We start from the raw sequence: 13,532 nt of genomic DNA on the forward strand, positions 1-13,532 counted from the left end.
TCGGACGTCGCAGACAGTGCGTGTCGGACAAGTCTTATCTCCGACCATGTGACGAGGCTCAAACAGCAACGGGCGCGCCTTGCCCCGCTGCGCCATCCATGTAGCTGAGCAACTCGTCCATCTGGAAGGATTTGTCAAAGAACGCCGCCACCCCGAGCGCCTGACAGCGTGCCCGGACCGCCGGATGGGAGTGGTTGGAGAACACGATCGCCCGCGGCGAGCCAAAGCGCTCCGGAACAGCGTGGATTGCGGCGAGGATTCCAAGGCCGGTGCCAGCCTTGAGTTCCAGATCGACGATGACCAGATCGGGGCGGACTTGCGTAAGGAGGACCAGGGCGGCCGGTTCACTGTCGGCAGATCCGACGATCTCGAGCGTGCTTATACCGCCGAGGATTGCGGATAGAAGATCCCGCAGGACCGCGGAATCTTCTATCAGCACCACACGAAGTGGCAGGTTAGCGCGGGCATCCATGGTCATTTCTTTCTGAATTTAGGCTTCCGGGCGGTGGACTTCCCACATCCTCAAAATCGGCATTTTCCTGACTACCAGTCTGGCAGCACTCGGCCCGGAACCTCTGGAGGCGAACGCCTAAACTGTCGTAGGCAGGCACTGACGCGTTCGCGCTTCGACCCGGCCGCCAGGCTCCGTGTCAATCCGGACGAAGGGGAAACGTCCAAGCGTGCAGCGGTGAAGATGAATGCGGAAAGGGCAGCCCGGCTCGCGAAGCCGGCTGCCCTTTCCGAGGCTCGCGCTCCCGCAGGATGTTCAGCGGGCCACGACGGGCGCCTGGAGTACACATTCATCGAATGCGTACCAGGCTGCGGGGCCGATCATGCGTTGCAGGCCAGTCATGTTCTCCGGGCAGCCCGTGCCCTCATGCCCAAACACAAGACTCGAAAAGAGCATCCCAAAGCACAGCAGCAAGGTGGCGATAAACGAGATCGTCACCGTCCAATCCCACGGCCCAGGTTGCGCCCACACTGGCTCACCGGAGTAACGGCTGGATCCACGCATGTCTGTTCCTCCTCATTCCACCGGTCTCAGGCGCCGCCCGGCTCGCCCACGAAGATCTCGATACGGCGGTTCCTGGCCCGCCCGGCTTCCGTCGCATTGGAGGCAACGGGCTCCAGCTCGGCTCTTCCCGCTACGCGGATACGCTCCGCCGACACGCCCCGATCCACCAGAAAATCGCGGGCACTCGTCGCGCGCCCGAGCGAGAGCGGGCGATTCACGCTGTCCTCACCTGTGCTGTCGGTGTGCCCAACAATACGGATCGTTGCGCCCGAATTGTCCTTCAGCGTCTGGGCGAAACGCGTGAGGATGGGGCGCATGTCAGGCTTGATCTCGCTGCGCCCCACATCAAACGAAATGTCGCTGGGGATTTCCAGCTTGAGCTGGTCGTCGGAAGTGCGGCTCACTTCGACACCGGTGCCTGAGGTGGCCTGGCTCATGGCCTGACGCTGCGCCTCCATGCGCTGCGACCATACGTAACCGCCCAGGGCGCCAAGCCCTGCTCCGATGGCCGTGTCACGGCCCACCTTGTCGCTGCCCGTGGCTTTGCCGATCAAGGCGCCACCGACGGCACCGCCCAGGGCACCCACGCCAGCATTTCGCTGCGTTTCCGACATACTCGCGCAGGCGCTCAGACCGATCAGCGCAGCCATGCCCAGAGGAAAGAGGTTGATTTTCATTAAACTGCTCCCGAATTCGAGGGGTATGTCCGGCCCGCTTGTCTGTACTGCCAGGGGCCGGCACCCCAGAGATCGCGCGGATGCCTTAGCGGCGGCGGCTGAGCAAGGCGCCAGCCAGGAGGCCGGCGGCACCGATGATCGCCGCCGAACGCCAGGGATTGCTACCGATGTAGCGCTCTGCCACATGCTTGGAATGGTGGGCGTCGCGACGCAGAACTTCGGCCGCGTCCCTGGCGGCGCAGCGCAGGTTATCGATGACGGTGGCAGCGGCATCACGGGTGACTTCCGCCGTGGCATCCAGTTGGCGACGCACGCCTGGGATGGCTGCCCGAGCGCCCTCCTGTAGATCAGAGGCAACCTGCCGGATGCTGCCCGGCGTGGTCGAGGCGTTCGGAGCGGTGGGGGTGGTCTCGATGGTATTCATCTTCATCTCCTGAATTGATCTCGAAGTTAATTTCGAAGGGAAGGCCTGTCCGGATCAGCGAAAATCGCGCCGGACAAAGCCATGTGGCGCTCACTTGGCGCGAACGATGATGTCGTTCTTGACCGATTTCACGCCGTCGACCGACTTGGCGATCTCTTCAGCACGCATCTTTTCGGTTGCCGATGGCGTGAAGCCGGACAACTGCACCACGCCATTCTTGGTTTCCACACCGATGGCGGTGACGCGCACGGCCTTGTCTTCCGCGTGCTTGGCCTTGATGTTCGCGGTGATCGAGGCGTCATCCACGTATTGCGACACGGACGACTTGTCGTGGGCCTTCTCGACCGCATAGGCCGAAGTCGCGGTAGCAAGGGCCAGCATGCTGGCAACAAGAATCGATTTGGCAGACTGCTTCATGATGTTCTCCTCTGGTTTTCGATTGAAGTTGAATCAGGAATCGCAGCTGCATTCAGACACTGCGTTTGCGTTTCCATGACTCCAATGTATTCGTCGCTCCGAACGCGATCTGTCCGACAAGAACGGAAAGGCCTGTAGGAATCGACCGTCGGCCATGTCGGATCGGATTCGCCACCGGCGCGGCGGCGAGCCCTCGCGCCGCCGCGCTTGTGCAGCAGCAGTGTCGCGCCGGGCGGCATGTGTGCCGGACATGTCTTACAAGCCGCTCGTCCGCCGCCGACACCCGCCCCCGCCGGTCACGCATAAGATGCAGGCAGGCTTTTCACACCGTAACCAAGCATGCCGACGCAAAGCCCCCCGACTCACCGCCGCAGACGTCTCCGCCAGGCCGCTGTAGCCCTGGCCGTGATCGGTCTTGGCACCGTCCTTCTCGACTGGAACGTATTGCGCCGCCCCCTTGAATACGTGATCAGCGGGCGTCTGGAACGGGAGATCCGTATCAACGGCCCCCTTTCCGTCCATCTCTGGAGCCTCCATCCCAGCCTCAGTGCGGAAGAGGTCGAACTGGCCAACGCGCCGGGCGGCAAGGCCCCCCACCTGGCCAGGGTGGGCAGGCTTCAGATCACGCTCAACCTGAGCGAAAGCCTGAAAGGCAAATGGGTGCTCGATGGCATGGAGCTGGATCGCGCCGACGTCCAACTGGAAGAAGACGCCACCGGCAAGGGCAATTGGCTGCTCGGCCGACAGGGTGATGAGGCTCCGGTCGCGGTACGCTACGGAAAGATCCGGATCCGCGATGGCACACTCGGCCTGGTTCTTCCTGCTCGCAAGGTCGATCTCAAACTCCGCCTCACCTCGGACGAAGACAAAGAGCGCCTGAATGTCACCGTCGCCGGTCGCTGGGCGGGCGAGGCCGTCGCCATTTCGGGAAGGGCGGACGTGATGCAGGGGCTCCTGTATGGCAGCCAACCTTACTCGGTGGACGCCAGGGGCAGCATCGGGCCAACCCGCTTCAATGTGAGCGGCAGCGCCGGGGACGTTGCGCAGTTGGACGGGCTCGACATCCGTTTCACGCTGTCAGGGCAAAGCCTCGCGGGCTTGTTCCCCTTGACCGGCGTTCCGCTCCCCGCCACGCCGCCTTATCGCATTGCCGGCCGCCTCGTGAGAACTGGCCCGAGCTGGCAATTCCAGGATATCGACGGAAAGGTGGGGTCAAGCGACGTGAGTGGGCACCTGAGCATCGATCGCAGCACCACGCCCCAGGCACTTGCGGGAAAGCTGCGCTCCCGACACCTCGATCTCTCCGATCTGTCCGGATTCATCGGTGCTCGTAAACACTCCGGGCAGGAAATCGCACCGCGTCCGGGCAAGGTCCTGCCCTCGCGCCCGCTCGGCTTTGAAAAAATTGCTGCGGCCAATGTGGATCTGGATTTCGTCGTCGACGATTTCCGCAATACCGGGCTGCCCCTCGACTCGGCCCAGGGTCGGCTCACGATTGTTGACCGCCAGGTGAAGCTTTCCCCCCTCAAGCTCGGCCTGGCCAAGGGCGTGGCCGACGGCAGCCTGCAACTCGACACCCGCAAGCAGCCCGCAAGCGCCACGCTGGACATGCGTGCCACACGCCTGCAACTGCGCGAGCTTTTACCCGATACAAACTCGCGCCGCTTCACCTCCGGCGTGCTCGGCGGGCACGCGACACTCGCCATGCGCGGACAATCCGTCGCCGAATTGCTGGCCAGTGCCAACGGCACCCTCGCCCTGGCGATGACGGGCGGCAGCACCGACCGTCTGCTTGTCCGCCTGGCCAACCTGGACGTGGCGAATTCACTGGTGAGCTGGCTTTCCGGCGGCCAGCGAGAGGACATCCGCTGCATCATCGCCGACATGGAAGCCACGAACGGCGTGCTCAAACCCCGGGCCCTCATCCTCGACACTGCGCGGACGCGGGTCCGCGGCAATGGTCAGATCAGCCTGCGCGACGAAACCCTCGACCTGCATTTGCGCACGGAAGCCAAGGACACCAGCCTCCTGGCCTTGCGCGGCCCGCTCTACCTCGGCGGCAGCTTTGCCGACCCGGTGGTGCGACCCGAGCCGCTCCCCCTGAGCTCCCGGATTGCGGGCGCCGTGGCACTGGGCATGATTGCGCCGCCCCTCGCGCTGCTGCCGCTCATTGAAACGGGCGGGGCTGAACACTCCCCCTGCTCCACCACGCTCGGCGTCAGCCCCCGCAAAGCAGCCCCGCGCGGGCGCTGACGGACTACCGGAATCGCCGGCAAACGAAACCGGGGGACAGGCCGTAACAGCCTGTCCCCCGATCAAGAAGAGCGACCTTCCGGTCAGTCGCTCACGGCTTTTCTTCTGCCATCGACACGTTATCCCTTACCGCGTGCCGAATTGAAGACAAAGCTGACAATGGCGAGGATGAGAAAGACGAAGAACAATATCTTGGCGATTCCCACCGCGCCGGCCGCGATCCCGCCAAAGCCGAATACGGCGGCAATCAGCGCAATTACGAAGAACACAAGAGCGTAATGCAGCATGGCGGCTTCTCCTGAGTGGTTTTCGGATTCAGTACATCGAGCGATCAGACGTCGATGTTCTTTTCCCATTCCTTAAGATGCTTCTCGGCCTCGTCCTTGGTGACCCCGTAGCGTTCCTGGATCTTGCCCGCGAGGACTTCACGCTTGCCTTCGATCACATCCAGATCGTCGTCGGTGAGCTTGCCCCACTGCTCCTTGAGCTTGCCCTTGAGTTGCTTCCAGTTACCTTCAATGATGTCGCTATTCATGACGTCTCTCCTTTTGGGTTGGCCGGCAAGGGCAGGGCCAAGGCCACCTGCTTCGCCGGTATGCAGTTGCTTCTGCATGGTTCTACTTTATGCGCAGCCCGGCGGCGGGGCAGTCGGCCACATCCGAATAGAATGTGAGAATGCACTTACGCGCATGTCGGCGAAACAGATGGAAATACGGCCTGCATGAAGCAGGCCGTCGGTGTTACACGCCGCGGCACCCGCTGAATGGTGCTGACGGCTTGAGGGTATCGCGGCTCGGCCCCGTCGGCGCCGGGTGGATGCTCCCATCTCGGCCAGGCGCGGCCGGAGGCCAGGCCTGCCAGTGAAGGCCGCTTGCGCTCCTTACAACTGCATCGACGAAGACGAGCTTATCCAGCACCGGATCAGGCAACACGAAGGGATAACTATCGCCGTGGCCGAGACTGCGGCTAATGCTGTTGAGAAAACGAGCAAGGGGCAACCACCCGGACGTCAGACGCTCACGGAAGGGCATCCCGAACGCCGCGGCTGGGTCCACACCCGCGGGACCATCCCCCCCCCGCCCATCAAGGTGCAGCCCCCAATGCTCCGCCGTATCGAGCGCATCAATCACATGCAGATAATGCGCCCAGGTTTCCGCCCAATCCTCCCAGGGATGTGATGTGGCGTAGGCGCTGATGAAATGGTCGGGCCAATCGGGCGCCGGACCGTTCTTGTAATGGACGGCGAGGGCTTCGGAATAATCGGCGCGTTCATCTCCGAAAAGCGCGCGGAAGGGCAGCAACCACGAGCCGTTGGCAACGAGCGCGTCCCAGTAATAGTGACCGATCTCGTGCCTGAAGTGTCCGAGCAGGCTGCGATACGGCTCGCCCATCGCGGTACGCCTCGCCTCACGCTCGGCATCGTTGGCCTCGGCTATATTGACGGTGATGCATCCGTCGTCATGCCCGGTGAGTGCCGGCTCCTTGCCATCGATTGAGTCCAGAAAGCGAAAGCGCAAACCACGCTCAGCGTTCTCGGTAAGTCCCGGCCGGGCCAACCCAAGGGTGTCTAGGGAATAATACAGACGGCGCTTCGCCGCCTCCAGCCGCACCCAATACAAATGGTTGTCGGCCTGTTCCAGGGACGGGATCACTTCCGTCTGCCTGCAACAGGAACACAGCTCAGCGGGATCGTCGGCAGGAACCATCCAGTTGCAAATGTTCTCACCGCGGTAATTCGCGCACGGCCGCCATTCGTGGCTGCCGTCGCCTCCCAACCGCGTCCAGGGCCCTTCGGGTGTCGGCACGAAAGCACCCATCGTGAGCAGAGAAGGAAGATATCCCAAGGCTGCGCCGCATGCGGCGCAATGAGTATTTTCGAAGTACACAGGATGATTACATTGGGTGCAGCGGAACGTCTTCATGATTGATTACCATCGTGGTGGTCAGATGAGAGGGCGTCCCCGCAAAGGCAGGGCATAGTATTCGGCGAGGCTTTGCAATGCCTCGACCCTAAGGATGCGAAGCCGATTTGCCGACATCTCGTGAAGCCCGTAGGCATGAAGGCGGCGAATCGACTTGTTCGTATGCACGAGGGACAGGCCCAGTGCGTCGGCAATATGCTGCTGATTGAGCGGGAAATTGACTCCGCCTTCATTACCCTCCCCGACACTGCGCGCGCGCTTGTAAAGATGCACAAGCAGCATTGCGATTCGCTCTATCGCGCTTCGCCGGCCGACGGAAAGGAGGTTCTCGTCTACGATCAACTCTTCGTGCGCGCTGAGCCAAGTAAGGTCATAGGCAAGCCCGGGAAAGCCCCGGTAGAGATCCCAAAGCTCGTTGCGCGGAAAGACGCACAGCCGGACTGGAGTCAAGGTTTCAACGCCATGAGGTAGCTGTCCGGACAATTCGGCCTGAAGACCGATGAAATCTCCCGGCAAGAGAAAGCTGAGAATCTGCCGGCGCCCATCGGGAAGAGTTCGGTAGCGGAATGCCCACCCGGCGCGCAGGGTGAATAACAACTCCGACGACTCTCCTTCACGCAGGATCGAGCCCCCCGCCTCCAATTTGATTTCGCGCCGGCGGAATCGCTCAATGAAAGCGAGCTCTTCGGCGCTGACCTGCGAAAACCCACCCTGGGCTCGCAGCGGACAATCGGAACAGGACGTATCTCCCATGGCATCCACCTCCCTGACGGCATGAACTGTTCATTTACTGGACATTTTCGACATATGCCCATACCTCCCCATTCGCGCAATGTCATTTGACGTAATGACATCGCCCTTCTCGGGGTAAATTCGTGGCGGACCCACTGCACGCGCCTTGAACATGGACACGCTTTTCCAGTACGCCTACACCAGCTGCATCCGCCCCGAAATCAGCTTGACCCGAGTCAACGAGATTATTCAGGTGTCGCGGCGTAATAACGACCTGTCTGGAATCACGGGCATTCTCGTGTTTGATGGCTGGCGCTTTTTCCAGTATCTGGAGGGCCCCGAGGAAGCAATTCGCCGCCTCGTGGACAAGCTCCGGCTCGATCCGCGCCACGACAACTATGTCGAGCTGCTTTCCAGCCCTTTCGATGGCCCCCGACGTTTCCACAAATGGTCCATGGGCTATTCGGTTAGCGCCGACGAGAATCTCCTGTTAACTTTTACCAATCTCAATGCGGCAGAGCTGATCGAAAACATGCCCGATCTCGTGGCCAACATCGATTTCGAACCGTGACGACGGCCAGGCCGGTACATTCGGTGATGATCGCAATCCAGCGCATTCAGCTTGAGTTTTCTTCATGGAGCGTATTTCAACCAAATCACCCCCAGTTGCCTGTCGGACAGTTGCAAACCAAAGCGTAGGATTTCACCCACAGGCCGTGCGGTGCAGGACAAGTCCTACATCACTTTCGGCAAATCCCGATGGCTTGGCGCCAGCAGTCGGATCACGCTTTCATATGACAGCCGGTGCATTCCGCACAGGCTGCTTCGCCCGGTCATCCCACCATGGATCTGGACAGCCAAAAGGTCCAACTCGCGTCTCGCAGGGTTCAATCGGCTGGAGGGCTTTCCGCCTTGCCCGGCTGCTTGTGGCCGGCCGCCTGTTTGTTTATTGAACGGGACGCTCCTCGCCATGGCGCAGCGCTCGCTTTTTACACCGTCTTTTCGCTCGCTCCCCTGCTCGTCGTGGTCACCGCCGGGATCGCAGTGCTGCTTGGGACAGCATCTGCACAGAATACGATCGCCGAATACCTGGAACGGGTGCTTGGCGTGGAAGAGGCACGAGTGATCGTCGCGATGATGCGACATGCCCTTGAACGCCTTCAGTCGAGTGGCATGGCGGCCTGGGTGGCGATGGGCAGCACGCTCCTGGGGGCCAGCGTCACCTTCCTCGAGCTCAAGGCCGCGCTGGCTTCGATCTGGGACACGCGCCCGGCATCCGGCTCAGGAGCCAAGGCGATGATCGCCGGTCGCCTGAGCGGACTGGCCCTCGCCCTCGGCATCGGCTTCCTGCTCGGCGTCACCCTGCTGGCCGAAGCCGCCCTGCGTGCCACGGTGGCCTGGGTGGGCGAGGATCTTCCCGGATTCGACCTGACGGCCGGGTTCATCAATCTCTTTGTCGTGAATGCTTTCAGCACCCTTCTGTTTGCAACCCTGCTGTCCAGGCTTGCCCCGGATGGTGTTGGCTGGCGCGATGCAATTCCCGCTGCGCTCGTCGTCACCGTGCTATTCGCCCTCGGCCGCTACCTGATCGCGGCCTACCTCACCCATGCGGGCGTCACCTCCGCCTATGGCGCCGCTGGTTCGTTCGCCGCAATCCTGGTGTGGTGTTATGCCTCGGCCCAGATCTTCCTTTATGGAGCCTGCGTCATGTACGTGCAAAGGCAACGTGCCTCGCCCGAACTCTCGAAGGAGCTCACAGCATGAAATGCATCGATGTGGATGTGGCCATTGTCGGAGCAGGCTCGGCCGGCATGAGTGCCTACAAGGCGGCGCGTGCCCATACCGACAAGCTGGTGGTGATCGAACAAGGCCCCTATGGCACCACCTGCGCGCGGGTGGGCTGCATGCCGAGCAAGCTCCTGATCGCCGCGGCGGGCACCGCACACGTGATCGATGGCAGTGCCGGATTTGGCATTGAAGTGGCCGGTCGCAGGATTGACGGCGCCGCGGTTATGGCGCGGGTCCGTCGCGAACGCGACCGTTTCGTGGGCTTTGTGCTCGATACGGTGGACGGCTGGCCCGAAGCGCACCGACTCCAGGGCCGGGCTCGATTCCTGGCACCCGGTGTGCTCTGCGTGAACGACGACTTGCGTGTCAACGCGGCGCGCATCGTCATCGCCACGGGCGCGACACCGAACATTCCAGCGGGCTGGCGAGATCGACTGGGTGACCGTCTGATCGTCAACGACGATGTCTTCGAATGGACGACACTGCCCGACTCCGTGGCGGTGGTGGGGACCGGTGTGGTCGGTCTCGAGCTGGCCCAAGCGCTGCATCGCCTTGGGGTAAGGGTCCGCCTGTTCGGCCGCGGTGGCCGGGCCGGCCCCTTGACCGATCCGGTGATGCAGTCCGCCGTCAAGGCATGGCTACAGACCACACTACCCTATAGCGGCAATGCCTCCGATCTCGACGCGCGCCGTGAGGGCGAGGGGATCGTCGTGGAATGGCGGGATGAACGTCAGGCCCCTCACCGGGAGCACTTCGATTACCTGCTGGCCGCAGCGGGTCGGCGGCCAGCCCTCTCCGGGCTCGACCTGGACAAGGCGGACATTCCGCTCGACGACAAGGGCATTCCCCGGTTCGATCGCGACACCTGCCGGATCAGCGATACGCCCGTATTCATCGCGGGAGATGCGGACAATGATCGCCCCCTTCTCCACGAGGCCGCGGACGATGGCCGCATCGCCGGCCGCAACGCCGGACGCTATCCCGACGTTCGCGCGGAGACCCGCCGGACCCCGTTGAACATCGTCTTCACCGACCCGCAGATGGCCATGGCAGGAGCGAGCCACGGGGAACTGACCAGCAGCGGCGTAGCGTTTGCCTGGGGCGAGGCGTCCTTCGCCGACCAGGGCCGTGCCCGGGTGATGGGTCGCAACCAGGGGGTCATTCGCGTTTATGGTGATCGGGCAGACGGCCGAATACTGGGAGCCGAGCTTTTCGGGCCGGACGTGGAACACCTGGCGCATCTGCTCGCATGGTCGATCCAGCGCGGCGATCGGGTCAGCGACGCGCTGGCCTGCCCGTTCTATCACCCGGTACTCGAAGAAGGCCTGCGCTCCGCCTTGCAGGGTCTTGCCCGGGCGCTGCGTGACCAAGCGGGCGGATCGCCGCCCTGACTCCGGGCTGCCGCCCCTGCACGACATGACAGGCACGGGGCGTCAGACAAATCCCACACTGCATTCGGCTCTCGCCGACTCGCAGGCAAACCCGGGTCGGATACAGTTGAATCATGCAGAAGCGGCAACGGACTTCAGCGACCCGAGCCCCGAATTGAAATCCAGTTTATTGGAGGAGCACACCATGAAGCGAGTCCAGATCGAGTTTCCAACCCGTACACCCCGCGTTGGGCGCCGCACCGAAACAGCCGCCAGCTGGAATGAATGGATCGACGACGAAACCGACATCCGCAAACTCCGCATCGGGCGCAAGCTCGACAAGGTACGCCGGGCTGTTGCCAACCAATCCAACGAGAGTCCGCGCTGACTACTGAATTTTCAAGGAGAACATCATGCTCCACTACGCCGTTGTGTTTTTCATCATCGCCCTGATTGCAGCCGTGTTCGGCTTTGGCGGCATTGCCGCGGGCGCAGTCGAGATCGCCAAGATCCTGTTCTTCGTCTTCCTCATCCTGGCGGTGGTCAGCTTCGTGGTCAACGCCCTGCGCGGGAAGACCTGACCCAGGCACCCGCCGGAGCGGGCATGCAGCCTTCACCTTGTGCCCGCCCGGCGCTTCACCCGAGGTACGATAATCGCCACTGACTCGGGCCCGCCGGCTTGCCGGCCTGGCCACCTTCCCCCTGGTGACGGAACCTCGCCTGAAACCACGCCCATGGATGCCGACAATTTCTCGATCCGCCAGCAACTCAGCCGGCTGATCCCCCACAGCTTCTGGTCCATCCTGCTGATCGTGACAGGCTGCGTGGTCGTGTCCACGCTCCTTGTCTTCGGCCGACTCCACTCCGAGTTCGCCAGCGAAGCCATGCGCAGCACCCAGACGTTCAAGACCCAGATCGACCGCCTCAACTCCCTGCTGGTGCTGGTGCTGGATGCGGAAACGAGCGTTCGCGGCTATCTGCTCACCGATCTCAATCAGGCCTATCTCCAGCCCTACGAGTCCAGCGAGCGCACGATCCAAGGGCTGCTTGCCGCCATCAACGGCGATTTTCCGGAAGGCAGCACTGACCGCAGCGAGTTCGAAATGCTCATCGGGCTCATCGACGCCAAGCGCCAGGTTCTGGCAAAAGCCGTGCAGGAAGGCAGGGTCACTTCCGTCATTCCCACCGGTCAAAGCGGCATGGGCAAGATCTACATGGACGAGATCCGGGGTTCGATCACCCGCCTGCGCGAGCGCCTGGAGGAGCGCAACCAGCATCTGGTCATGGAGACGGCAAAACGTCTCAACGATACCCAGCAGACAATCACGATTCTGGCCCTGGGCGCGCTGGGCCTGATCATCGCGCTGTTCGCCGTTCAGCAGCGCCAGGCCGTTTTACGCGCGCGCATCGCCGAATTGCTTGCCCATGAAAATGACGTGCTTGAATCGACGGTTGTCCAGCGCACGCAGGAACTGTCGGACCTCGCCAGCTACCTCACCGACGCCCGTGAGGCCGAGAAGGGGCGTCTGGCCCGAGAGATGCACGATGAGCTAGGGGCGCTTCTGACGGCGGCCAAGATGGATACAAGCTGGCTGCTGCGCAGCCTGGGCAAAGACATCAGCCCCGATATCCAGACCCGCTTTCGCCGTCTCATCGACACCATCGGCTCGGGCATTACCTTGAAGCGGCGCATCATCGACGATCTCCGCCCACCTCTGCTCCAGGGGCTTGGCCTCGTGGAAGCCCTGCGTGCGATGACCGACGATCTGGGCAGCGAATATTCCATCAAACTCAAACTGCCCGAGCAGGATATCCATTGTCCGGAACAACAGGGGCTCGCCCTGTTCCGGATTGCCCAGGAGGCCGTGACCAATATCCGGAAATATGCCAAGGCCCGGCAGCTCGAACTGGGCCTGGAGGCTGGGGGTGGGGAAATCCATTTATGGATCGTCGATGATGGCTGCGGCTTTGACACGACCAGCCCCAAACTGAATCGGCACGGCCTGGCGGGTATGAAGCATCGGGTTCAGATGTTCGGAGGGCGGTTTACCATGGCCTCCTCCCCGGGATCCGGAACACGCATCGACGCCCGCATGCCGCTCCTGAGTGCGCCACCGCCACCCGAATCAATCCACCATGAGCCCGTGGCGTAAGGCGTAGGCGGCCAGTTCCGCGTTGCTCGTCACATCGATCTTCTCGAGCAGGCGCGAACGATAGGTGCTGACCGTCTTGACGCTGAGATTGAGCACTTCGGCAATGCCGGAGACCGATTCACCCTTGGCAAGCCTGAGGAATACCTGCAACTCGCGTTCGGACAGACTCTCGTGGGGCAAAGATGAGCCCACGCCTGCCAGATCATCGGCCATGAGTTCAGCAGTCCGAGCCGAAACGTAGCGCCGCCCCTGGGCAACCGTGCGGATAGCCTTGATCAGTTCATCGCGCTCGCAATCCTTGCACAGGTAGCCGTTGGCCCCGTTACGGATCATCGGCAGCGCATAGCGCTCTTCCGGAAAACCGCTGAGCACCAGCACCTTGAGGGATTCGTAGCGCTGGCGCACGGCGCGCAGCACATCGACACCGCTTTGCCCTGGCAATGACAGATCGAGCAAGAGCACATCGCAGGGCGTGTCGCGCAGAAGCTGCAGGGCTTCCTCACCACTGGCGGCCTCGAATTCGACCCGTATACCCAGTTCATCCGCGAGCATTTCCCGGAACCCCGCCCGCACGATCTTGTGATCATCCACGATGGCCAGATGCAACATGTGTGTTCTCCAGGATTAGTCACGCCCATTCTATCGGACGGCCCGCATGCTGCCCGTATTCGCCGTCTGACATTGATGCAGGAATCGTCCTACATACCCGCCCCGGCATGCCCGCTTTTACCGTGTGATCTCCCCAAGCAGCACACCCGCACTCCGGAGGCAATCCATGGCG

The 13,532-nt window shown here is 62.2% G+C and carries 17 protein-coding genes; 7 read left to right on the top strand and 10 right to left on the bottom strand.

Features of this window, described 5'->3' with window-relative positions:
• Nucleotides 1-58: 58 nt before the first annotated feature.
• The 5 genes from ACIQ09_RS00250 to ACIQ09_RS00270 form a co-directional block, all read right to left on the bottom strand.
• Complete coding sequence (locus ACIQ09_RS00250) at nt 59-472, bottom strand: response regulator (protein WP_374499767.1); 414 nt, start codon at nt 470-472, stop codon at nt 59-61.
• Nucleotides 473-766: 294 nt separating this feature from the next.
• The gene (locus ACIQ09_RS00255; protein ID WP_374499765.1) at nt 767-949 is read right to left on the bottom strand and encodes a hypothetical protein; all 183 of its coding nucleotides are present in this window, start codon (nt 947-949) and stop codon (nt 767-769) included.
• A 92-nt stretch (nt 950-1,041) separates the two neighbouring features.
• Nucleotides 1,042-1,692 carry an OmpA family protein gene (locus ACIQ09_RS00260; RefSeq protein ID WP_374499763.1) on the bottom strand — a complete coding sequence of 217 codons (651 nt, stop codon included), beginning with the start codon at nt 1,690-1,692 and terminating at the stop codon, nt 1,042-1,044.
• Nucleotides 1,693-1,777: 85 nt separating this feature from the next.
• Entirely contained in the window at nt 1,778-2,116 is a 339-nt protein-coding gene (locus ACIQ09_RS00265; RefSeq protein WP_398304338.1) for a hypothetical protein, read from the bottom strand.
• 90 nt (nt 2,117-2,206) lie between these two features.
• Nucleotides 2,207-2,533 (bottom strand): BON domain-containing protein, encoded by a 327-nt coding sequence (locus ACIQ09_RS00270; protein WP_374499759.1) that lies wholly within the window; start codon nt 2,531-2,533, stop codon nt 2,207-2,209.
• A 339-nt stretch (nt 2,534-2,872) separates the two neighbouring features.
• Here ACIQ09_RS00270 and ACIQ09_RS00275 point away from each other — a divergent pair, with 339 nt between their 5' ends.
• Nucleotides 2,873-4,786: an AsmA family protein gene (locus tag ACIQ09_RS00275; RefSeq protein ID WP_398304341.1), complete on the top strand. Its 1,914-nt coding sequence runs from the start codon at nt 2,873-2,875 to the stop codon at nt 4,784-4,786.
• Nucleotides 4,787-4,905: 119 nt separating this feature from the next.
• On the opposite strand, the gene ACIQ09_RS00280 is transcribed toward ACIQ09_RS00275, so the two are convergent.
• The 4 genes from ACIQ09_RS00280 to ACIQ09_RS00295 all read right to left on the bottom strand — a co-directional run bounded on the left by ACIQ09_RS00280 (nt 4,906) and on the right by ACIQ09_RS00295 (nt 7,461).
• On the bottom strand, nt 4,906-5,073 hold the full coding sequence (locus ACIQ09_RS00280; protein ID WP_374501002.1) for a DUF1328 domain-containing protein: 168 nt from the start codon (nt 5,071-5,073) through the stop codon (nt 4,906-4,908).
• A gap of 44 nt (nt 5,074-5,117) precedes the next feature.
• On the bottom strand, nt 5,118-5,321 hold the full coding sequence (locus tag ACIQ09_RS00285; protein ID WP_374501004.1) for a CsbD family protein: 204 nt from the start codon (nt 5,319-5,321) through the stop codon (nt 5,118-5,120).
• 205 nt (nt 5,322-5,526) lie between these two features.
• Complete coding sequence (locus ACIQ09_RS00290; protein ID WP_398304346.1) at nt 5,527-6,708, bottom strand: putative zinc-binding metallopeptidase; 1,182 nt, start codon at nt 6,706-6,708, stop codon at nt 5,527-5,529.
• A 21-nt stretch (nt 6,709-6,729) separates the two neighbouring features.
• A complete protein-coding gene (locus ACIQ09_RS00295; protein ID WP_374501008.1) occupies nt 6,730-7,461 on the bottom strand; it encodes a Crp/Fnr family transcriptional regulator in 732 nt (243 codons plus the stop codon).
• 151 nt (nt 7,462-7,612) lie between these two features.
• Between ACIQ09_RS00295 and ACIQ09_RS00300 the strand changes: the two genes are divergently transcribed.
• The 6 genes from ACIQ09_RS00300 to ACIQ09_RS00325 all read left to right on the top strand — a co-directional run bounded on the left by ACIQ09_RS00300 (nt 7,613) and on the right by ACIQ09_RS00325 (nt 12,751).
• Nucleotides 7,613-8,011, top strand: a complete 399-nt coding sequence (locus tag ACIQ09_RS00300) for a BLUF domain-containing protein (protein WP_398304351.1) — start codon at nt 7,613-7,615, stop codon at nt 8,009-8,011.
• Nucleotides 8,012-8,283: 272 nt separating this feature from the next.
• Nucleotides 8,284-9,204, top strand: a complete 921-nt coding sequence (locus tag ACIQ09_RS00305; RefSeq protein ID WP_398304354.1) for a YihY/virulence factor BrkB family protein — start codon at nt 8,284-8,286, stop codon at nt 9,202-9,204.
• On the top strand, nt 9,201-10,619 hold the full coding sequence (locus tag ACIQ09_RS00310; RefSeq protein WP_398304357.1) for a dihydrolipoyl dehydrogenase: 1,419 nt from the start codon (nt 9,201-9,203) through the stop codon (nt 10,617-10,619). The genes ACIQ09_RS00305 and ACIQ09_RS00310 overlap by 4 nt, the downstream gene beginning before the upstream one ends.
• Before the next feature lie 184 nt (nt 10,620-10,803).
• The gene (locus tag ACIQ09_RS00315) at nt 10,804-10,986 is read left to right on the top strand and encodes a hypothetical protein (RefSeq protein WP_398304360.1); all 183 of its coding nucleotides are present in this window, start codon (nt 10,804-10,806) and stop codon (nt 10,984-10,986) included.
• A gap of 25 nt (nt 10,987-11,011) precedes the next feature.
• Nucleotides 11,012-11,179 (top strand): DUF1328 domain-containing protein, encoded by a 168-nt coding sequence (locus tag ACIQ09_RS00320; RefSeq protein ID WP_374501017.1) that lies wholly within the window; start codon nt 11,012-11,014, stop codon nt 11,177-11,179.
• 153 nt (nt 11,180-11,332) lie between these two features.
• Nucleotides 11,333-12,751, top strand: coding sequence for a CHASE3 domain-containing protein (locus ACIQ09_RS00325; protein WP_374501019.1), 1,419 nt, complete (start codon nt 11,333-11,335; stop codon nt 12,749-12,751).
• On the opposite strand, the gene ACIQ09_RS00330 is transcribed toward ACIQ09_RS00325, so the two are convergent.
• Complete coding sequence (locus ACIQ09_RS00330) at nt 12,725-13,360, bottom strand: response regulator (RefSeq protein ID WP_374501020.1); 636 nt, start codon at nt 13,358-13,360, stop codon at nt 12,725-12,727. The genes ACIQ09_RS00325 and ACIQ09_RS00330 overlap by 27 nt on opposite strands.
• Between the last annotated feature and the right edge of the window lie 172 nt (nt 13,361-13,532).

This window comes from Zoogloea sp. (assembly GCF_044344315.1).
Classification (GTDB): Bacteria; Pseudomonadota; Gammaproteobacteria; order Burkholderiales; family Rhodocyclaceae; genus Zoogloea.

Bases quoted from the DNA above. Each gene is read 5' to 3' on its own strand.
- ACIQ09_RS00250 (WP_374499767.1), bottom strand. From the start codon at position 472: ATGGATGCCCGCGCTAACCTGCCACTTCGTGTGGTGCTGATAGAAGAT.
- ACIQ09_RS00260 (WP_374499763.1), bottom strand. From the start codon at position 1,692: ATGAAAATCAACCTCTTTCCTCTGGGCATGGCTGCGCTGATCGGTCTG.
- ACIQ09_RS00265 (WP_398304338.1), bottom strand. From the start codon at position 2,116: ATGAATACCATCGAGACCACCCCCACCGCTCCGAACGCCTCGACCACG.
- ACIQ09_RS00270 (WP_374499759.1), bottom strand. From the start codon at position 2,533: ATGAAGCAGTCTGCCAAATCGATTCTTGTTGCCAGCATGCTGGCCCTT.
- ACIQ09_RS00275 (WP_398304341.1), top strand. From the start codon at position 2,873: ATGCCGACGCAAAGCCCCCCGACTCACCGCCGCAGACGTCTCCGCCAG.
- ACIQ09_RS00280 (WP_374501002.1), bottom strand. From the start codon at position 5,073: ATGCTGCATTACGCTCTTGTGTTCTTCGTAATTGCGCTGATTGCCGCC.
- ACIQ09_RS00285 (WP_374501004.1), bottom strand. From the start codon at position 5,321: ATGAATAGCGACATCATTGAAGGTAACTGGAAGCAACTCAAGGGCAAG.
- ACIQ09_RS00290 (WP_398304346.1), bottom strand. From the start codon at position 6,708: ATGAAGACGTTCCGCTGCACCCAATGTAATCATCCTGTGTACTTCGAA.
- ACIQ09_RS00295 (WP_374501008.1), bottom strand. From the start codon at position 7,461: ATGGGAGATACGTCCTGTTCCGATTGTCCGCTGCGAGCCCAGGGTGGG.
- ACIQ09_RS00300 (WP_398304351.1), top strand. From the start codon at position 7,613: ATGGACACGCTTTTCCAGTACGCCTACACCAGCTGCATCCGCCCCGAA.
- ACIQ09_RS00305 (WP_398304354.1), top strand. From the start codon at position 8,284: ATGGATCTGGACAGCCAAAAGGTCCAACTCGCGTCTCGCAGGGTTCAA.
- ACIQ09_RS00310 (WP_398304357.1), top strand. From the start codon at position 9,201: ATGAAATGCATCGATGTGGATGTGGCCATTGTCGGAGCAGGCTCGGCC.
- ACIQ09_RS00315 (WP_398304360.1), top strand. From the start codon at position 10,804: ATGAAGCGAGTCCAGATCGAGTTTCCAACCCGTACACCCCGCGTTGGG.
- ACIQ09_RS00320 (WP_374501017.1), top strand. From the start codon at position 11,012: ATGCTCCACTACGCCGTTGTGTTTTTCATCATCGCCCTGATTGCAGCC.
- ACIQ09_RS00325 (WP_374501019.1), top strand. From the start codon at position 11,333: ATGGATGCCGACAATTTCTCGATCCGCCAGCAACTCAGCCGGCTGATC.
- ACIQ09_RS00330 (WP_374501020.1), bottom strand. From the start codon at position 13,360: ATGTTGCATCTGGCCATCGTGGATGATCACAAGATCGTGCGGGCGGGG.